At 24.4% G+C, this 20864-nt stretch carries 16 protein-coding genes and 1 CRISPR repeat array (1 of these 17 cut by a window edge); of the genes, 4 read left to right on the top strand and 12 right to left on the bottom strand.

Features of this window, described 5'->3' with window-relative positions; translation table 11 throughout:
- Positions 1–3: 3 nt before the first annotated feature.
- Complete coding sequence (locus tag HH195_RS04540; RefSeq protein ID WP_196371734.1) at positions 4–3750, bottom strand: phosphoribosylformylglycinamidine synthase; 3747 nt, start codon at positions 3748–3750, stop codon at positions 4–6.
- Positions 3751–4019: 269 nt separating this feature from the next.
- Here HH195_RS04540 and HH195_RS04535 point away from each other — a divergent pair, with 269 nt between their 5' ends.
- Entirely contained in the window at positions 4020–4220 is a 201-nt protein-coding gene (locus HH195_RS04535; protein WP_055257623.1) for a hypothetical protein, read from the top strand.
- Positions 4221–4629: 409 nt separating this feature from the next.
- On the opposite strand, the gene HH195_RS04530 is transcribed toward HH195_RS04535, so the two are convergent.
- The 3 genes from HH195_RS04530 to HH195_RS04520 form a co-directional block, all read right to left on the bottom strand.
- The gene (locus tag HH195_RS04530; protein ID WP_055257625.1) at positions 4630–5268 is read right to left on the bottom strand and encodes a histidine phosphatase family protein; all 639 of its coding nucleotides are present in this window, start codon (positions 5266–5268) and stop codon (positions 4630–4632) included.
- 315 nt (positions 5269–5583) lie between these two features.
- On the bottom strand, positions 5584–6459 hold the full coding sequence (locus HH195_RS04525) for a DMT family transporter (RefSeq protein ID WP_196371733.1): 876 nt from the start codon (positions 6457–6459) through the stop codon (positions 5584–5586).
- Between the two features lie 265 nt (positions 6460–6724).
- Positions 6725–7201 (bottom strand): hypothetical protein, encoded by a 477-nt coding sequence (locus HH195_RS04520; RefSeq protein ID WP_196371732.1) that lies wholly within the window; start codon positions 7199–7201, stop codon positions 6725–6727.
- 259 nt (positions 7202–7460) lie between these two features.
- Between HH195_RS04520 and HH195_RS04515 the strand changes: the two genes are divergently transcribed.
- Both HH195_RS04515 and HH195_RS04510 read left to right on the top strand, forming a co-directional pair.
- On the top strand, positions 7461–7832 hold the full coding sequence (locus tag HH195_RS04515) for a CoA-binding protein (RefSeq protein WP_196371731.1): 372 nt from the start codon (positions 7461–7463) through the stop codon (positions 7830–7832).
- A 206-nt stretch (positions 7833–8038) separates the two neighbouring features.
- Positions 8039–8641 (top strand): hypothetical protein, encoded by a 603-nt coding sequence (locus HH195_RS04510; protein ID WP_196371730.1) that lies wholly within the window; start codon positions 8039–8041, stop codon positions 8639–8641.
- 563 nt (positions 8642–9204) lie between these two features.
- Here HH195_RS04510 and HH195_RS04505 read toward each other — a convergent pair.
- The 7 genes from HH195_RS04505 to HH195_RS04475 form a co-directional block, all read right to left on the bottom strand.
- The gene (locus HH195_RS04505; RefSeq protein WP_055257638.1) at positions 9205–9636 is read right to left on the bottom strand and encodes an EamA family transporter; all 432 of its coding nucleotides are present in this window, start codon (positions 9634–9636) and stop codon (positions 9205–9207) included.
- Positions 9637–9755: 119 nt separating this feature from the next.
- On the bottom strand, positions 9756–10559 hold the full coding sequence (locus tag HH195_RS04500; protein WP_195924619.1) for an MBL fold metallo-hydrolase: 804 nt from the start codon (positions 10557–10559) through the stop codon (positions 9756–9758).
- A gap of 110 nt (positions 10560–10669) precedes the next feature.
- Positions 10670–11737 (bottom strand): carboxylesterase family protein, encoded by a 1068-nt coding sequence (locus HH195_RS04495; RefSeq protein ID WP_196371899.1) that lies wholly within the window; start codon positions 11735–11737, stop codon positions 10670–10672.
- Positions 11704–12123 carry a carboxylesterase family protein gene (locus HH195_RS12640; RefSeq protein WP_196371729.1) on the bottom strand — a complete coding sequence of 140 codons (420 nt, stop codon included), beginning with the start codon at positions 12121–12123 and terminating at the stop codon, positions 11704–11706. The genes HH195_RS04495 and HH195_RS12640 overlap by 34 nt, the downstream gene beginning before the upstream one ends.
- A 188-nt stretch (positions 12124–12311) precedes the next feature.
- Positions 12312–13577: an ArsB/NhaD family transporter gene (locus tag HH195_RS04485; RefSeq protein ID WP_196371728.1), complete on the bottom strand. Its 1266-nt coding sequence runs from the start codon at positions 13575–13577 to the stop codon at positions 12312–12314.
- Positions 13578–13743: 166 nt separating this feature from the next.
- Complete coding sequence (locus tag HH195_RS04480; RefSeq protein ID WP_196371727.1) at positions 13744–15453, bottom strand: FUSC family protein; 1710 nt, start codon at positions 15451–15453, stop codon at positions 13744–13746.
- A 419-nt stretch (positions 15454–15872) separates the two neighbouring features.
- Positions 15873–17537, bottom strand: coding sequence for a ribonuclease J (locus HH195_RS04475; RefSeq protein WP_055257654.1), 1665 nt, complete (start codon positions 17535–17537; stop codon positions 15873–15875).
- Between the two features lie 397 nt (positions 17538–17934).
- Between HH195_RS04475 and HH195_RS04470 the strand changes: the two genes are divergently transcribed.
- Positions 17935–18486 carry a hypothetical protein gene (locus tag HH195_RS04470; RefSeq protein ID WP_055257655.1) on the top strand — a complete coding sequence of 184 codons (552 nt, stop codon included), beginning with the start codon at positions 17935–17937 and terminating at the stop codon, positions 18484–18486.
- A 240-nt stretch (positions 18487–18726) separates the two neighbouring features.
- Here the strand turns inward: HH195_RS04470 and HH195_RS04465 are convergent, their stop codons facing one another.
- Positions 18727–19056 carry a hypothetical protein gene (locus HH195_RS04465; RefSeq protein ID WP_196371726.1) on the bottom strand — a complete coding sequence of 110 codons (330 nt, stop codon included), beginning with the start codon at positions 19054–19056 and terminating at the stop codon, positions 18727–18729.
- Positions 19057–19221: 165 nt separating this feature from the next.
- Positions 19222–20864: direct repeats of the CRISPR family, unit length 30 nt; unit sequence ATTTAAATACATCTAATGTTATTCTTCAAT; it runs 3568 nt beyond the window's last position.

Here is a 20864-nt window from a genome sequence, read left to right as displayed (position 1 = left end):
AATTTATTTAAAGTATTTAACACCAGACTCAAATATTTTTTGATCAAAATTTCCTGGAATGTTTTTATAAAGATTTTCACCAATTCTTTCTGAGTGACCCATTTTACCTAAAATTCTTCCATCTAAGCTTGTTATACCTTCTATTGCCATCATTGAACCATTTGGATTATATGGCATATTCATTGATGCATTTCCTTCAAAATCAACATACTGAGTAGCTATTTGTCCATTCTTAAACAGTGATTTTATAACTTCTTGAGAAGCTACAAATCTACCTTCTCCATGAGAAATTGCAACATTTTGTATATCCCCAACATTTACTTCACTAAACCATGGAGAAAGATTTGATGTTATTTTAGTTCTAACTATAGAACTCATGTGTCTTCCTATATTGTTATAAGTTAAAGTTGGCATATCCTCTGTTATATCTCTAATTTCACCAAAAGGAACAAGCCCCAGTTTTATAAGTGCTTGGAAGCCATTGCAAATTCCAAGTATTAATCCATCCCTATTATTTAAAAGATCCATTACAGCATCCTTAATTCTTTCATTTCTAAATACTGTAGCTATAAATTTACCAGATCCATCTGGTTCATCTCCAGCTGAGAATCCACCTGGAATCATTATTATTTGACTACTTCTTATTTCTTTCTCAAGATTTATTATAGATTCATTTAACATTGCATTATTTAAATTTCTAAACACTTCTATTTTAGTTTTAGCACCAGCATCATTAAACGCCCTTGCACTATCATATTCACAATTAGTTCCAGGGAATGTTGGTATTATAACTTTAGGTTTTGTAATCTTTATTTTTGGCGAAATCTTAGACTCATAGTTAAATAATTTAGTTTCTACACTTTCATTTAAATCTTTAGTTTTTTCTTTAAACACTTTAGATAAGCCATCTTTAAATGAAAGTAAAAGACTTTCAAGTTCAAAGACTTCATTCATGATTTCTAAAGATTTTGTATCTTTTGTTATACCTATCTCTAAATAATTTGCTTTTTCAAATGCATCTTCTAAATCTATATTTTCCTTAACTTCTAAAACCAAAGATCCATAACTAGCATCAAATAACTCTTCTTTAGTTAGGTTATATATCTTAGCACCTATCATATTTCCAAAAGCCATTTTACTTATAGCTTCAAATACTCCACCAAATCTTACTGCAAAAGCACTTATAACTTGTCCTTCCTCTATAAGTTTTGATACAACTTTCATATTGTTTTTAAATTCTTCTATATCAATAATTTCCTCATCATTTCTTCTTGCTTTAACAAGAACTATTCTAGAATTTACATTTTTAAATTCTGGTGAAATTACATTAGAAGCCTTAGTTGTTGTCACTGCAAAAGATACTAAACTTGGCGGTACATCTAATTCTCCAAAACTTCCAGACATTGAATCTTTTCCACCAATTGCTGGAATATTTAAATCCTTTTGCGCTCTATATGCCCCAAGCAATGCACTAAACGGCTTACCCCATCTTTCTGGATTTTTATATAATTTTTCAAAATACTCTTGAAGGGTTAATCTAATATCATCTATCTTTCCACCCATAGCAACTATTTTAGTAACTGATTCTATTACGCTATAGTATGCACCATGATATGGACTCCAAGAAGCTAAATATGGATTAAAGCCATTTGTCATTAAACTTGCAGTTTTTGATACACCATTTAATACTGGTGTTTTACAAGCCATACCTTCAGCTGGTGTTAACTGGTATTTACCACCAAAAGGCATAAGAACTGTATTACTTCCTATAGTTGAATCAAAGCTCTCAACTAACCCTTTTTGACTAGTTATATTTAAATTTCTTAAAGCACTTTCAAAGCTTTCTTTCAATGATTTTTTAATCATATTCTTTCTATGATTTTCAAAAAAATTCTCATTTTCTTTTGGTGCTTTTACTAAAACCTTTGAATATTGTTTAGCACCATTAGTATTTAAAAATGTTCTCTTTAAATCTACTATTTTATTTCCTTGCCAGTACATTCTCATATATCCTGTATCAGTTACTTTTGCAACTATTGTAGCTTCTAAATTTTCAGCATTTGCTAATTCAATAAAATGTTTAGCATCATCTTCTTTAACAACAACTGCCATTCTTTCTTGGGATTCTGATATTGCAAGTTCTGTTCCATCTAAGCCTTCATATTTTTTAGGAACCAAATCTAAATTTATATCTAAGGAGTCGCAAAGTTCTCCAATTGCAACAGATACTCCACCTGCTCCAAAATCATTACATCTTTTTATAAGGGTTGAAACTTCTTTATTTCTAAATAATCTTTGAATTTTTCTTTCTGTTGGTGGATTTCCTTTTTGAACCTCTGCTCCGCAATTTTCTATTGATTCTTCTGTATGTTCTTTTGATGAACCTGTTGCACCACCACAACCATCTCTACCTGTTTTTCCACCAAGTAAGATTATTACATCTCCAACACACGGAACTTCTCTAACTACATTTTCCTTAGGTGCAGCACCTAAAACTGCTCCAATTTCCATTCTTTTTGCAACATATCCTGGATGATAGATTTCTCTAACCTCTCCAGTTGCAAGACCTATTTGATTTCCATAAGAACTATAACCATGAGCTGCCCCTAAAGTTATTTTTCTTTGTGGAAGTTTTCCCTTTAAAGTATCCTCAATTGAAATTGTAGGATCAGCACTTCCTGTAACTCTCATGGCTTGATATACATATGTCCTACCAGATAACGGATCTCTTATTGCTCCACCTAAGCAAGTTGCAGCTCCACCAAAAGGTTCTATTTCAGTTGGATGATTATGAGTTTCATTTTTAAACATCAAAAGATAATCTTTAAATCCATCATCAGTATCTATTTTTACATTTATAGAACAGGCATTTATTTCATCAGATAAATCTAAATCGTCTAATGCTCCTCTTTTTCTCATCTCTTTCATAGAAATTACTGCAATATCCATTAAAGTAATTGCTCTATCTTGTCCTTCATAAACAAACTCTCTAGAACCTTCGTAAAGTTTAAATGTTTCTTTTAATGAATTGTTGAAAATTCCATCTTCTATATCAATTTTTGTAATATTTGTTTCAAACGTCGTATGTCTACAATGATCTGACCAATAAGTATCAATTACCTTTATTTCAGTGACACTTGGATTTCTCTCTTCATTTTTAAAATAATCTTTAATTACTAAAAGATCTTCTACCGTCATTGCAAGTTTAAAAGATTTATGAAAATTCTTTAAATCTTCTTCTGACATATTTATAAAATTATTTATTATATCAACTTTATCTGGTGAACTAAAATTTAGGTTAACATCTAAACTTTTTGGATTAACTTCTCTAGAATCTACTGGATTTATGTAATACTTCTTAATAGCCATTACATTTTGAACAGAAAGTTTCCCCTTTAAGATTATTATTTTTGCACATTTAACATTTACATGATTATCATTTAAAATAGAATAACATTCTCTAGCCGATTCTGCCCTTTGATCATATTGACCTGGTAAAAACTCTACTCCAAAAGCTATTTCATCTTCTGCTAAGTTAAAATCATTATTTATATAATCTACTGTTTCTTCATGAAGTATATTAGACATACCTAAAACATCTAATTCTTTATCCGAAACAACTATATACTTATTTATTACTCTAACATTTTCTAAAGATGTTATTGATAAATTTTCTTTAAAATCTATCAATAAATTTTTAGCTTCTACGTTAAAGCCTTCTTTTTTTTCAACATAAAATACGTTAACCATAAACTTCCTCCAGAAAACATCTATAAGATTATTTACGAATTATTTTTGATAATTTAAAAAAATAATTCGTATTTTGTTTATATAATAACATTTTATATATAAAAAGTCAAATTAAATCATATCTTTTTCATCGTATAGTTCGTGTTTTATTAAGCTATTTTTTTATGTAATATATATTTTAAATACTTACAGATTGACATGTTATTTTTATAAGATAGTATTTTATGTTAAAATTAAATATACACTTTTTATAAAGGAGGAATATTACATTGTTTAAAAAGCCCATCTTTAAAGGTTTATTACTAATTATAATAGGAATTATATTTTTAGCTTTAACTTTAACTGATAGTACATATGAAATAATCTTTATAATCATTGGATTTATTATAGTTTTAATAGGTTCATTTTTTCTTGGAAAAGATATCGGAAAAATTCGTCATAAAAGAAGAAGAGAAAAATATAACAAATAATTAAAAATCTCTACGATAAATTTATATCGTAGAGATTTTTAATTATTTGTTATTTCTTTTCATTTGGGTTTTGCTTAGATTGAGCATTTTTCTTAGTCAAATTATTATTATCTTGAATTTTTTTACCCTTTACTACTTTCATAATACTAATCACTTTCTCAAATATTATTATTTTTCATCATGATTTTTCTTACATTGTGAAGATGCACTTGCTTTACAACTTGACCATTGATTATTTGTTGACGTTTTTTTATTTTTTTTATCCTTCATTCCTATTACTCCTTTTAAAAATTTTACACATTAAGCTATTTACTTTTAGTAAAATACCTTTATATGCATAAAAATATTTTGTCCACATTTACTTTAATTATGAAATATTTTTATTCCTAAAAAGGAGTATCTTTTAAAATTAAACATATTTTATATCATTTTTTAAAGATTTTAGATGAGTTGTATCATTTAATTTCATTAAAACTGGTTTTAAATCATCTGTAAAAATTATTTCAGTAATAGATGTATTACCTAAAACAGTTTTATGGTACATTGTCATATCCCAATCAAATAGCCCAATTAAACTAGCTTTTATTATTCCTCCATGAGCAACAACAGCTATAGTTTGTCCTCTATGTTTGTTAACTATATCTAATATGCACTTAGTACCTCTAATTGAAGCATTCTTTAAACTAAATTCTCCCCCAACTATCTTTCCTTCTTGTGCATCTATCTTCCACTTATTAAATTCATCATTATATTTTTCACGTATCTCTTTTATGGTAAGCCCTTCCCAACTTCCAAAATTAATCTCTTTCATATTTTCCACTATGTTTAAATCCTTATTAGAAGAGTCAGTTAAAATTTCTGCGGTTTCTCTTGCCCTTTTTAAAGGGCTTGTATATATGTAATCAAATTTATTTTTAAGTCTTTTACTTAAAAGAATAGCTTGGTTTTTCCCCTCTTCTGTTAACTCTATATCTATTGTTCCTTGAAATCTCCCCATTTTATTCCAATTAGTTTCTCCATGTCTTATTAATAATAATCTTGTTTTCATAAAAATCCCTTCCATTTTTCCGTAATTTTTAATTTATTATTCATAAAATAAATAGTTTCATTCTAAATAACACATTGTTTCATAATAATTAATTATAAACCTTATTTTTAATATAAGCTATCCTCATAAAAAATTTAATGTCCTTTTTTATCATTTTATCATAATATAAATTATACTTTATTTACGGATGTGAATATCCTTGAAAACACATTGTATACTTTTATTTTCATCATTTTTACTTGCATTTCTATTTTGGTCTATTTATTGCGTCAATACAAATAAAAAACATAAAGGAATAAAATAAAAGAGGATACATTATCCTCTTTTGTTTTTTTGTTTCTTTGCAAATGGCTTTACTTCCGAAATAATAATTGCTATAAAAATAATTACACATCCTATTATAACTTTAATTGTTAAAGCTTGATTTAGCAATATTATAGCAAATATAGTTCCAAAAACAGATTCTGTTGACATTATAATAGCAGCTCTCGTTTCAGTAGTGCTCTTTTGTCCTAAAACCTGAAGAAAAAGTCCTATAGCAGTACTAAATACAGCTAAATAAATAACCCCACCCCCACTATTAAATGTTATATTAAAAGATAAATCTCCTCGTATAAGCATTGTTATTAGGGAAAATAAAAAACACATAGTAATCTGTACTATTGTAAAAACTGTAACATCTTCTTCCTTTGCAAACATATCTACTAAAAGTATTTGAATAGCATAAAACATAGCACCTAAAATAGTTAATACATCTCCAATATTTATCGAAGCTAAACCACCATTTATTGTTAAAAACGCAATACCAATAACAGTAAGAATTGTTCCAATTATTCCATATCTATCAATTTTTCTCCCTAAAAATATCCCTATAATTGGCACAAATATAACTGCAATGGCCGATAAAAACGCATTATTTGAAACAGTTGTATACTTAAGTCCTACAGTTTGAAATACAAATCCTACAAACAAAAAAAATCCAGCTAAAGTTCCTTTTTTTAATGTAGATTTACTTATTTGTTTTAATTGATTAAAAAATACCGAACATAAAATAATAGTAGCTATTAAAAATCTAATCGTCATAACTTGAAGTGGTGTCATGGAACCTAAAGAAAATTCAGTCGCTATAAATCCTCCTCCCCACATTATAGAAGTTAATAATAAAATTATTTCACCTTTATATCTTTTCATAAATATTTGCTGTGAAACTTTATGTACAGCACTTCCTCCTAAATACTTAATTTATTTTAAAATAATATAATGATACCTAAAACGCTTCATTTTATATGCTTTTATTATATCCTTCATTTTATATTATATATTATATTTTATTATATTTTTATCATCTCTTATTAAAATTTTTAATATATAAAATGCCTTATATATATCTACAAATAAAAAACTATCTTTAATAATTAAAGACAGTTTTTCATCTAATATTTTAAATTTATACGCTTTATACGCTCATTTTGTCTATTTCTTTTAATTTATCTATAACCTTTAAATACCTTATTTTATTTGCATTTAATGTTCTTTTTAATTCAATATCTTCTACGCTCTCAGAATCTAAAATTATATTTTGATAATATACCCCTAAATAAAACCAATCTAGCATTTCTTTTATTAGCTTTTTAGGTTCATATGTTAATATAGCAGAAAAAATCCTTCTAAAAATATCATAATTTTTATTAAATCCATAAAAATATATAGAGAATCTATTTATCATGTATTCCTTTAAAATTTTATTACTATTTTTATCTTCATATTTCTCAACAGATTCTAAACAGGCTTCTATATCAACTTTCGATTCATATTCTATAAAATAAGCAAGCTGACCAATAAAAAAATAATACTGAAAATCATTATCTATAATAAAAGTAATATTATCCTTTATTATATTTATTTTTTCTTTTATCCTCTGTATATCTTCCATATTTTATCTCATCCCCATTATCACTTTTTTTAAATTTATATATCTTTAAGCTTATTATGTATATTTTCACTTTTTATTTATAATACTATAATCTAATATAAATATTATAACATTTTAAAATTAATTTCTTTATAGTAATTTTTTAATATTTTATTAAATTTTATATTTAACAATAAAATATTCAGATAAATGTTATTTTTAATAAACATACAAAATATATACTTTAAATGAAAAAGAATATAAGAATAGGAGATAGTTTATGAATATTACAGATGTGTTAAGACAAGAAAAAAATTGGGTTATTATTGGTGATACATCTAATCCGGAAAAATATGCAAATAAAATATATAATGAGTTTAAAAGGTTGGGTTATAATATAATTTCTATAAATCCATATGATAAAGATTGTAAATTTAAAAACCTTTCAAATATTCCAAAAGAAATTACAGCCATAGATTTTTGTGTAAATGTAACAAAAGGATTAGATATTTTAAAACAATACAAAAATGAAAATATAAAATACCTTCTAGCTCAACCAGGAGCTAGAAGCTTACAACTTGAACAATATTGTATTGAAAATAACATTTTGTATTTAGAGGATTGTGCACTAGTACAATTAAAAAATTTATAATTAAAAATAAGGATATTGTATTTAATTATACAGTATCTTTATTTTTTAGCATTTTATAATTTATATTTTAATTTTTATATTATTCTTGAAATTAATGCTTATATTAGATAAAATTACTTTAGAAGACTTAAGAAATGGAGGAAACCGTTTTTTAATTTTATTTATAAAATATTTTCTAATGCTAATTTATGACGGTTAATTGACAAATGTTTGAGTATAATAATTTCTTAGATTTTAATGATATGACAAAATTAAAAAAATATATATTAAAAAGTAGTTATTATAAAGGTTCGCTTAATGATAAACTAAATAAAGCTTTAATTATAAAAACTTCATTATATATATCGCTACTTTTTTTCCTGTTATTGCTTTTTAAAATTCACTTATTTTTTATAGAAATTCATCAAATTCTATATTTTAATACTGCAGTATTAAATTTAGCTGTTTTTATAGAATTATTTTTCAAAGCATTTATTATTTTTATTTTATCTTTTTTTATTTTTACATATTTAAATAAAATAAATAATTCTCATTTAATATTACATGAAATTGAAAAACTAAATTTATTTATTGGTGAAAATAAATTTTATTTATTAAATAAAGATATAAAAATAGTAAATAATAAATTAGAATTATTAATTAATTTTAGTGATATTGATACTATTTTCTTATATGACGAATATATAATTTTTACTAGCAATAAAAAATTGCTTTGTGTTATAAAATGCAATGATAAAGTTATTAAAAGAACTCTAGGGATAAAATTACAAGAAAATTTTAAGAAACAAATTTTAATAAAGGAGATTTAAAATGCTCTATAAATTCGACGTAAAAAGACAATCTATTTGCAATTATAATAATAAATTTCTACAAAAAATAAATAATCGAAAAAATAAAATTATTATCATTAACTTTTCCCTACTGATTTTTTTTCTATTTTTCATAATTAATTTTCTATCAATTACACCTACATTGATTTTTTTATGCAATAAAAGTAATTCTTTATTTAAAATTTCTCTAATACTTTCTATAATCTTAATCTATATAATTATAAAAAATTTTTTTAAGCGTTTAAACTATATGCAAATACTATCACAAAATTTATTGGTTAATGATTTTTTTAAAGATGGATATAACATAATTTTAAATGATACGTCTAAATACCTTCAAATCCAAAATTCTTGTATTAAAATTACATTTAATCTATCAAAAGATTTTAAAAAAAATAATATTAATATATTTAAAGATTTCATATCTATAACATTCAATAACAATACAATATTTTTACCCAAAGAAGATTCTATTTTGTATATATTAAAAAGTTATAATCTCATATAAAAAATATCTCATCAAAAATTGATGAGATATTTTTTTAATTTAAAGCAACAAGTATTCCACCTAATGCTATCAAAATAACTCCTAAAATTCCTTTTATAGATAAAGTTTCTTTAAATAAAAGCATTGCTATAACAACTGACATAACAACCGACATTTTATCAATTGGTGCTACTTGTGTAACATTTCCATATTTTAATGCCATATTCATAAATACCCATGATAAGGCTCCACAAATTCCTGTAAGGACTAAGAATAACAAATCTTTTTTATAATCAAAAATACTGGCATTTCCAACTGTAAAATCTTGACGCATAAAAGATACTCCTATTAAAAATATAGCCATTATTATTCCTTTTATAGTAGCTGCTAAACTAGGACTTAAATTGCTAACACCTATCTTTGTAAATATCGTAGTCATGCTTGCTGTAAAAGCCCCTAAAAGAGCATAAATTAACCAAAGTTGCATAATCTATTTCTCCTATCAATCCATATATTAATTTCTATTCTCAAACAATTTAATATATTATACTTAAATAAATAAAAAAGCAAATCTGATAATTGCTTAAAAGATCTGCTTTTACCATACTATAAGCTTATAATGTCTAAATCATCAGGAACATATATGTTTCCATTAAAAACTTCTTGTCCCTCTTTAATATAGGCTTCTTTTCTTGTTTCTAAAGATTTATCTTCAGTATGATATAATATTACATTTTTAACATCTAGTTCTTTAGCATTTTTACAGGCATCTTTTGCAGTAGCATGATGTTTTTCATAAGGCTTAAATATTTCTCTATCCTCATAAAGACAAAACGCTTCATGAAATAAATAATCAACCTTATAACAATATTTTTTAATCTCTTCTTTGCAAGGTTCATCCCCTAAAAAAGTTAATGTCTTTTTATTTAAAAGATTCATTTTAAATCCATATTGAAGAAGCTTTGTGCTGTGTATATCAAAAAACACCATTTCTCTATCTAATATATTAGTTTTATATCCATCTGTAACTTGATGAAATAATATTCTCTCTTCAAACATTTTTGTAAATTTACTTTGAAGAGTTAAAAAACTAATTGTTTTTATAGCTTCTATTACATCTTTATGACCATAAATATTAAAATTTCCTTCATATTTATTATTTAATATTCCTTGAGCTACTGCCCTTATAATCCAAACACTACCTAAAATATGATCATTATGTGTATGGGATATAAACATATTATGTATTTTACTTATTGGTATATTAGATTTCTCCAAATTAGTTAGTATGGTATTTCCACCACCTGCATCAACTAAAAAATATTCTTGCTCATCTGATATTGTAAAACATGTATTATAGCATTTAGTTGCCATTGCAAAGCCAGTTCCTAATATATTTAATTTTTCCATCAAAAAACCTCCTTAAACTAATTTATATTAATATTATAAACTATATATAGTTGCTTTTAAATATATATAAATATCTTTATATAAGTCTTTTCTGGAATATATTGTTAATTTTAAAGACTAAAAACTTGATTTTCGCATAGCTTATCATCCCAATTTTTTTCTAAAATTTTATTAGTTATTTTATTATTAAAGATTATTAATTTATTATAATCATTTAATTTTTCCCAGATAGGAAATCCATCCTTATTTGGATCACCAATTTTTATAAAGTTTTTCCAATATCCATTTATAGTATCCGAAAGTGGCATATCCTCTTCTTTTAAATTAAATAAAGCAATTGGTTCACCTTTAATTACTTTAAAAACAAATGGCAATTCTTGTGCATGACAAGCTCCTATATTCCCACTCCAATCAAATCTATACAAATAAACATCTTTTCCTAAAGAAGCTAACTTACTAGCTAATCTATAACTATGTATCTTGTATAAATAATCTGTTAATACAGTTTGCCAAGCATCATGTTCATTCTTAATTTTATTATATGACTTTAAAATATTTTTATAATTTTTACCAAACAACTCTTTTATACAATTTTCCTCTTTATCTCTTAACTCTTTGCTAAATGCTAACTGTAAATTACTTTCTTTAAGATTAGTTCCTATAATGCAAGGAACTAATGAACCAACATCCTTGTTAATTGACTCTAAACCACTATATAAAATACATTCTCCATCTATAACAGGTCCAAACACTTGTAACATCCCTATATCAGAATCAGATATTTTATTTTGAGCGTTTAGAATTTGATTATAATCTAAAGTCAATAAGTTATGTATGTTGTCTTTATTTATATTTAAGCTATTTAAAAATCTTTTAGTAATTTCTTTTGAAGTCGTCTTATCTCTAATAGCTTGCAAAGCACCACTTTCTAAAATAGCCTTATTAAATAAACCTTTTGCTAATGGACTAATTAAAAGAGCTCCTATACATTTAGCTCCTGCTGACTCTCCCATAACTGTTACATTATTTTTGTCTCCACCAAAAAATTCTATATTTTCTTTTATCCATTTTAAAGCTTCTATAATATCTAATATTCCATTATTTCCAGAACTTTTATACTCATCTCCTAATACATCCTCTAAGTCTAAAAAACCAAATACTCCAAGCCTATAACAAATACTCCAAGCCTATAATTTAAAGAAACAAATACTATATCATCATCTGCAAAATTTACACCACTATATTGACTGCCAGATCCTCTAGTAAATCCTCCTCCATGAACCCATAAAACTACAGCTTTATTAGGTTCTTTTATAGATTTAGTCCATATATTTAACGTTAGAGAATCTTCTGATACTAAATTTTTCATATTATCCTCTACATTTTGTACACATATTGTTCCAAAACTTTTACACTTTAAAACTCCATTCCATGGTTTTTTAGGCTGTGGCTTTTTAAATCTTAAACTTCCAACTGGACTTTCTGCATATGGAATTCCCTTAAACACATATTGTTTCTCCTCAAAAACTCCCTCTATTTCTCCACACTTTGTTTTTATAATCATGTCATTGTCTCCTTTCGAATTAAGTCATCAATTTATATAATTAATCATTCATATATACATTAATTATATATTAAAGTTAAATTTTCTAAATTAAATATTTCTTATAATTAAAAAGAGCTATTATTTTAAAATAATTTTGTCTTATACAAAACTAATATTAAAATATAGCTCTTTAATTTAAAATTAAATTAATATTTAACCATAAGATAAGCTGTACTTAAAACTATAGATATAATCATTAGAGGAAATCCAATCTTTAAATATTGTAAAAACGATATCTTATAACCATTTTTCTCCGAAATTTTAGATAATATTACATTAGCCGAAGCCCCTATAATACTTCCATTTCCTCCAAGACATGCACCTAATGATACTGCCCACCAAAGTGGAATAGTATTAATTCCACTATCACCTAAAGTTATTATTAATGGAATTATAGTTGCTACAAAAGGTATATTATCTAAAAATGCTGATACAATTGCTGATATCCATAAAAGCATTAACATTATTAAAATAATATTTCCATGTCCATAAGTTAATACAAAATTAGCTAACATTTTTATTATTCCAGTTTCCTCTAATCCTCCAACTAAAATAAAAAGCCCAAAGAAAAATAGTATAGTTGTCCATTCCACATCATTTATAACTTTACTCATTTTCTTTTTTGATACTATAAGCAAAATACAGGCTCCAATAATTGCTATAATTCCTGATTCTATTCCTAATTGTTTTTCGAATATAAAACCTAAAATAACTATAATTAGAATTATTAGTCCCTTTATTAAAAGTGGTTTATCTGTAATAAACTCTTTAGGGTTTAATTTCATAATTTCTTGTACATCTTCTTCTTTTACATTAAGCTTTTTTTTGTAATTTAAATATATAAGCAACATTGTCACTATAAGTATAATAACTACAATTGGTAGTTGATTTTGTATGAAACTTAAAAAATCTAGACCTGATGCACTTCCTATCATAATATTAGGTGGATCTCCAATCAATGTTGCTGTCCCTCCTATATTAGATGAAAATATCTCTATCATAATAAAAGGTATAGGATTTACCTTTAATTTTTTAGTTACATAAAAAGTTACCGGTCCCATAAGTAAAACTGTTGTTACATTATCTAAAATAGCTGAAAATATTGCAGTTATAATTCCTAAACAAATAAGTATTTTAAATGTATTACCTCTACACGCTTTAGCCGTAAAAGTAGCCATAAATTCAAATATCCCAGTTTCTTTAAGAACTACAACTATAAGCATCATTCCAACTAAAACTTCTAAAGTATTAAAACTCACATATCCCATCACATTATCAATAGGAATTACTTTAAAAAATATCATAGCAGCGGCACCTAACAAAGCTAAAACAGTTGTATCAAAAATATCTAATATTATAGCAATTATTGTTATGCCAAAAATTATTAAAGCTAAAATTTGTTGTTGATCCATATTTTCTCCTAACGTAAATTTAATTAAAATTAAGCTTATTTTTTATATTACTAAAATATTTACTATATGTCTAGCATTTGTAACAATAGTATTTTTATTTAAAAAAAATTAAAAATATAATTTTAATTTTGTTAAAAAATAAAGCAAGTAATTTACTTGCTTTATTTTATCCCACTGTTTTTATTTTGTTATAATATTTTTCATATAAATTATTTATGATAATTCTTTGATTTTTGGTAAACTCTTTTAATTCCTTTAATTTTTCGCCAGTGTTTAAAGACACTAATTTCTCCTCAAAAAATGCAGGTAATACATATAATAGTTTTATTCCATCCTCTACTTGACTAGTATTAATATCTTTCTTCAATTGAAATCTTAATTTATTGTAATTTTTTATTATATATTGATTTGTATTTTCTATGTTATAAGGAATTATATATTTACTTCCTATTAACGCTATAATTACACCAATTACAACAAAAAATAATCTTTCTCCTCCAAGTATTACAGTAATATTTTCTGTAATCGCTAGAGATGCTACCGCTGAAAATGTAATACATATTACCATATTTCTGTATCTTTGTGCATATGGATTTAAATAGCCCATAAAAAGAATACTAAGCATTCTAACTTGTGTATTTTTAAATATCATAAATACTACTATAACTAATAAAACACCTATAATTGTTCCTTGTATCCTATCTTTAGACTTCCTTATTGTAACCTCTTTATATGGTTGAATCAATGCAAAAATAGTATATACCATCCATCTTCCTTCAGTAAGATTGAAGAATTTAGTTAAAAAGAGAGTAAATGCACCTAGAATAGCTAATCTTAAAGCATATGACACCCTTAATGAATCTATCTTAAAATCCTTTTTAGCTATTTCTAATTTATTAAAATGTTTAGGTACTTTAATATGAAAATCATGTTTTTTCATATTTTCTATTTTCATTAGTTGGTTTATATTTATAACTAAATCATCAATAGTCTTTTTTACCTCTAACATATCTTCATCTAAATTTCCATAAAATTCTTTATAATTTATACTATATTTTTTATTTTCTATACTAAATTTAATTTCTGATAAATAACTTTTAAGATATTTATTAAATTCCTGATTTTTATAAATACAGTCTTTATGCAAATTTAATGATATTCTCTCTAAAATCCAAACTATATCTACAACTTCTTTTGTTCCTCTGTTTAAATAAAACCCCTTTTTTCTTTTGTCATAAATTATTTTCTTTAAGTTATCTATATTTTTAAAAAGAACATTTCCTGTATCTTCATCATCTCTTAAAGTATCAATTAATCTACCCATTACATAAGGAGATGGTTCTAAAAGATATTCTGGTAAACTTATTGTTTCTATTAAAGAATCTATTATATTTATAATAGATGGATTAAAAGTTTTTTCTAGCTTTTTCTTATTTACTACAAATTGTATAGCCATAACAAAAAAAGCACCAAAGACTAAAGCTATCATTCTTTTTTCAAAATCTATCCCGTATACCGGTTCAGAAATCATAAAAAGATATTGAAGCCCAAAAGGTATAACTACTAAACCTTTTATATTGGAACTAAAAGTATATGCTATAACAAATAACGCTATTAAATTTAAAGGTATGCCTATCCAAAGATTATTAACTGCGATATACGAAAAGACCCCTGTCATTACATTTACAAGTAACAATGTAAGAAAATTTTTTATAGGTTCTGCGGTTAAATCTCTTTGAGTTAACATTAAAACTGCTGTTATTACTGTTATTCCAACTAAGCTATTAGCTCCACCAAATACACTTCTAAAAATGCCAAGATAAATCATTATAATTATAAATATAAGTGTATTACCTATTATTTTGTTTTTGTTCATGCAATTCCCCATTTCAATTATTAATCGTAAATAAATTTAATATTTACCCCTTAAACTTGACTTTCGAATAACATGGTTTATTTTCATTAGTTACCATTTAATTAATAATACTACATATTTTATACTATTGCTTATTTGTATTTCTCATTCAATAATGATTATGTTCAATTCTTTTATATTATCTTTAATTATCTCTAATTATCTTTAAAAACTATTTTAAATTTGAACTTTTTTAAACTAATAACATTTCTCACATCTTAAATAGAATAATTAACCTTTATGGTTTTAAGTACAATACATTGTTCTATATTTTTTATTTAACTAAAGTTCTTTTTTTCATATTTATAGCTTTTACATTTAATTTTTCATTAATCAAAATTCACTTCTAATAAAAAAGAAATCTATTAATAGATTTCTTTTTAACTTTCAATTATAATTGGTATAATCATAGGATTTCTTTTTGTTTTATTATATATTAAAGAATTAACCTCATTTCTTATTTCACTTTTTATTTGAGACCATTGATATATTTTATGATTTATACATTTTTCCATAGTCTTAGCTGATACTCTCTTTATATCATTTAAGATACATCCAGATTCTCTAATATAAACAAATCCTCTAGTAACAACATCTGGTCCTGATATAATTTGCTTGCTTTCTTTGTCCATGACAATAATTATATTAACAATTCCATCTTGCGACAAATGCTTTCTATCCTTTATTACTATATTACCAACATCACCAATACCAAGACCATCTATTAAAACATTTCCTGATGGAACCTTCTCTGTAACTCTTGAATATCTTCTTGTTAAAGTTAAAACATTTCCATTTTCTAAAATAAATATATTTTCCTTCTTAACTCCAATTTCTTCAGCGATTTTACTATGCATTATTAAATGCTTATCTTCTCCATGAACGGGAACAAAATACCTAGGTTTTAACAAAGAATGTATAAGCTTTAATTCTTCTTGACACGCATGACCAGAAACATGAATATCTTCTATGGATTTATATATAACATTAGCTCCTTTTTCTATAAGTTCATCTACAACTTTTGATACAGACCTTTCATTTCCTGGTATTGGGGTTGCTGAAATTATAATAGTGTCTCCTTTTTCAATTGTTATATGTCTATGATTTGAATTAGCTATCCTAGTTAATGCAGACATTGGTTCACCTTGGCTTCCTGTCGTAACTATAGTTATTTGATTGCTTTTATATAAACCTATATCCTCTAAACTTATTAAAAGTCCATCTGGAATATTTAAATAACCAAGTTCTTTAGCAACCTCTGATATCTTTTCCATACTTCTGCCACTAAAAGCTACTTTCCTTCCATATTTAACTGAAGAATTTATAATTTGTTGTAATCTATGAATATTAGACGCAAATGTTGCAACTATAATTCTACCACTTGCTTTTGAAAACAAATTATTTAATGTTTCACCAACAATACTCTCTGACATTGTATAACCTTTATTTAATGCATTTGTACTATCTGCCATAAGAAGTAAAACTCCTCGTCTTCCAAGTTGTGCATATTTAGCTAAATTTATAACATCTTTATCAATAGGAGTTAAATCAACTTTAAAATCTCCTGTATGAACTATAATTCCAGCTGGCGAATAAATAGCAATAGATGCACTATCTGCAATACTATGATTTGTTTTAATAAATTCAACCTTTAATTTCTCTAATTCTATTACATCATCATACTTTACAACATTTAAATTGCATATATCTAAAATTTTATGTTCTTCAAGTTTACTCTTTATAAGAGCAATAGTAAGCTTTGTAGCATATACAGGTACGTTTATTTTTTGCAAAACATAAGGTAAACCACCTATATGGTCTTCATGTCCATGAGTTATAAAAAATCCTTTTACTTTTTCCTTATTATTTATCAAATATGTTATATCCGGAATAACAACATCCACCCCATACATTTCTGAATCTGGAAATGTCATTCCACAGTCTATGATTATTATTTCATCTTCAAATTCTATTGCTGTAATATTTTTTCCAATTTCTCCAAGCCCACCTAATGGTATAACTTTTATACTACTTTTATTTTTCATTTATCCTCCATATGAACAGTTAATTTATTTTAACTATATAAAAATTTATTACTTCTAAAATCTAAAAAAAGTTAAATATATATATTAACAGTTTTACAATTTAATATACACATTTAACTTTTTTTATCATTAATAATGATTATACACAACATCAAAAAGATAATCAACTTACCTCTAATTCTCAAACGATTTAAAAATATAATTAATTATAAAAAAGTAGCTAATCTATATTAATTAATTTTTGGTGATTTTTTGAATTCAAGATTATAAAATTAAATATTTTTTAATTTTTTATCTATTTATTGATTACTAAATGGCAATTGTAAGTTATAATAATAATATATAAGATAATATATTTATTTTATAAAATAAATACATAGGAAAAAGGAGACTAAAAATGGATAATAAATTAATAGAAAATCAAAGAAAATTTAAAGAAGAATATTCTATTGGATACACAACTAAAATTTTAGAAAATATAATAACTAAATTTAATCTATATGATTTTGGTCATTCCACAACTAAAGATTCAGAAGAAGTTAAAAACTTAGTAATCAATTTAGATAAATATAACAACAATAAATTAAATGTAAAAATAGTAACAATAGTAAAAGCTCAAATGATGAGAATAATAAATAATGAGTTAGATGCTAAAGAAGTAGAAATAACTAAAGGATTTACTTTATGCTCTAAAGAATCTAAAGAATTAGAAGATTTAATAGTTGCTATAATAAAAGCTGAAATGGATGAAAACAATGATCCAACTATTTTAAATAGACTGGAAAGTAAACTTCCAACTATAAAGGACATTGTTGTATTCCAAATAACTATTTCATTAAAGAACCTAATCCATGCTTTTTCTGTTCACGAAGCAAAGGTTAGCAACAATAAAAATAAATTAGATTATATAATATCTAATTTAGAAGAAAATTTAATGAAAAACATGTAAACAATAACTTATAAAAATTATTATTTATCTTAACGTTAAACGTTATAAAAAATAATTTTTTTAAAGCAGAAAAGTTAATAACTTTTCTGTTTTTTTATTATTTCTAAGATTATGTATTTTGGTTTTTAAATTATTTTTTAAGAATTAGTATTAATTTTATTTATCATTTAAGAGTATTTTATACAAGAATAAATTTAAATAAACTAAAGAGGTAATAAAAGCTTACCTCTTTTTGAATTTTTATTTTCTTTTTTTATGTAAAAGATAAATTGTAGCAGCACACATAGTAGTACAACCGATTAAATCTATTAAAAACATTTTTTTAAGCTTTCTATCTTCTTTTATAAGCTTATCAACCGAATTATTTAATTCTTTGCTAATCTCATTATTATTAGCCATAGTTAAAACTTCCTCATTTATTTGGGCTTTTTCATGATTTTTTATACTATCATAACTTATTTCTTCTCTAACTTTTCCTGCAACCTCTTGTGTAATATTCTTTAAATCATCATAAAGTTCCTTATTAATTTCACTTTTTAGCTCTTCTTTTAATTTTAAATTTTCTTCCATTTCACTCACTTCCTTATTTATATCTTAAAAATTATATGTCATACTTATATTATAAACTTTAAAATACTAAATTAAAACGATAAAAATTTAATTCTTAATTAAATCTACCTCTTTGATATAATTTTTATATACATAAAAAGAAAGAATATTACCAACCAATTAGCAATTTAAATACATCTAATGTTATTCTTCAATACTATTTTTTAGTAGACTCTAAAAATAAAGATATATTTAAATACATCTAATGTTATTCTTCAATCCATGCACTGCTATGTATATAACTTTCGTAAATTTCATTTAAATACATCTAATGTTATTCTTCAATATAATAAAGGAAAATTTTGATTTTACAGCTTTAGAAATTTAAATACATCTAATGTTATTCTTCAATGATAAAGCTAACTGGACTTATAAATTCTTTTTCAAATTTAAATACATCTAATGTTATTCTTCAATTCATAGGAGAACTGCATAGAAAGTAGCGTTTTTATGATTTAAATACATCTAATGTTATTCTTCAATGGTACTAGGGTAACGGTAGAAGGTTTAAGGTTTAAATTTAAATACATCTAATGTTATTCTTCAATGCATGTGGAGGATAGTTTATTACAAGCATATAAAAAATTTAAATACATCTAATGTTATTCTTCAATACAATAGTGGAGATTTAAAGTTATATACAACGGATTTAAATACATCTAATGTTATTCTTCAATTATTAAATTCAAAAAAAGGAGATGATTAAATAATGTATTTAAATACATCTAATGTTATTCTTCAATTTATACGATTTAACAGATAGATATAAAAACTTACTATTTAAATACATCTAATGTTATTCTTCAATTGCCAAAGATTATGGAATGGCAGCTAAAAAGTTTAAATTTAAATACATCTAATGTTATTCTTCAATAAAATAATAAACAAACAAAGGTAAAGCTTAGCACCATTTAAATACATCTAATGTTATTCTTCAATGTAAACGGGTGCAAGTTACTTAAAAGGCAAGAAATACAATTTAAATACATCTAATGTTATTCTTCAATGTAGAAGATAGAATAATAATAAATAGCAAGGAGTGATTTAAATACATCTAATGTTATTCTTCAATCCGACAAAAGCCTTTACATTAGCCTGTGCGTCTGTATTTAAATACATCTAATGTTATTCTTCAATGATATAGATTTAGATATCCATCAACTTCATTATTTTATTTAAATACATCTAATGTTATTCTTCAATATAAAATATTCCATATGGAACATTTTGTTCTATATATTTAAATACATCTAATGTTATTCTTCAATTCTTCATTAAAAAATTTTTAAATTATTTTTATTAGAATTTAAATACATCTAATGTTATTCTTCAATTTTATTATTACATAATTATTAACATTTATATATAATCATTTAAATACATCTAATGTTATTCTTCAATAACTAAGATTATTGTATTAACCAAATATCCAATTTATTTAAATACATCTAATGTTATTCTTCAATCAAGTCTTTAATAGATTCTTTACTATTTAAAGCCAAATTTAAATACATCTAATGTTATTCTTCAATCAGTTTTTGAAGAAGAAATAGAAAAAGTTATAAAATTTAAATACATCTAATGTTATTCTTCAATCCATACCTTTATAATTGGGACCTGGGGAGAAACGTATTTAAATACATCTAATGTTATTCTTCAATCGACCAAGCCAGCATAATAAAAGAATTTAGATACAAATTTAAATACATCTAATGTTATTCTTCAATGTAAAATCTATTAAGATATTATAGGGTACATCCTTAATTTAA

Origin of the sequence: Candidatus Sarcina troglodytae, assembly GCF_015708635.1 — a bacterium.
GTDB lineage: Bacteria > Bacillota > Clostridia > Clostridiales > Clostridiaceae > Sarcina > Sarcina ventriculi.
The sequence above is the reverse complement of the archived record's forward strand: the minus strand, read 5'-3'. Positions and strand labels throughout refer to the sequence as shown.

Bases quoted from the DNA above. Each gene is read 5' to 3' on its own strand.
- HH195_RS04540 (WP_196371734.1), bottom strand. From the start codon at position 3,750: ATGGTTAACGTATTTTATGTTGAAAAAAAAGAAGGCTTTAACGTAGAA.
- HH195_RS04530 (WP_055257625.1), bottom strand. From the start codon at position 5,268: ATGAAAACAAGATTATTATTAATAAGACATGGAGAAACTAATTGGAAT.
- HH195_RS04525 (WP_196371733.1), bottom strand. From the start codon at position 6,459: ATGAAAAGATATAAAGGTGAAATAATTTTATTATTAACTTCTATAATG.
- HH195_RS04520 (WP_196371732.1), bottom strand. From the start codon at position 7,201: ATGGAAGATATACAGAGGATAAAAGAAAAAATAAATATAATAAAGGAT.
- HH195_RS04515 (WP_196371731.1), top strand. From the start codon at position 7,461: ATGAATATTACAGATGTGTTAAGACAAGAAAAAAATTGGGTTATTATT.
- HH195_RS04510 (WP_196371730.1), top strand. From the start codon at position 8,039: ATGTTTGAGTATAATAATTTCTTAGATTTTAATGATATGACAAAATTA.
- HH195_RS04505 (WP_055257638.1), bottom strand. From the start codon at position 9,636: ATGCAACTTTGGTTAATTTATGCTCTTTTAGGGGCTTTTACAGCAAGC.
- HH195_RS04500 (WP_195924619.1), bottom strand. From the start codon at position 10,559: ATGGAAAAATTAAATATATTAGGAACTGGCTTTGCAATGGCAACTAAA.
- HH195_RS12640 (WP_196371729.1), bottom strand. From the start codon at position 12,123: ATGATTATAAAAACAAAGTGTGGAGAAATAGAGGGAGTTTTTGAGGAG.
- HH195_RS04485 (WP_196371728.1), bottom strand. From the start codon at position 13,577: ATGGATCAACAACAAATTTTAGCTTTAATAATTTTTGGCATAACAATA.
- HH195_RS04480 (WP_196371727.1), bottom strand. From the start codon at position 15,453: ATGAACAAAAACAAAATAATAGGTAATACACTTATATTTATAATTATA.
- HH195_RS04475 (WP_055257654.1), bottom strand. From the start codon at position 17,537: ATGAAAAATAAAAGTAGTATAAAAGTTATACCATTAGGTGGGCTTGGA.
- HH195_RS04470 (WP_055257655.1), top strand. From the start codon at position 17,935: ATGGATAATAAATTAATAGAAAATCAAAGAAAATTTAAAGAAGAATAT.
- HH195_RS04465 (WP_196371726.1), bottom strand. From the start codon at position 19,056: ATGGAAGAAAATTTAAAATTAAAAGAAGAGCTAAAAAGTGAAATTAAT.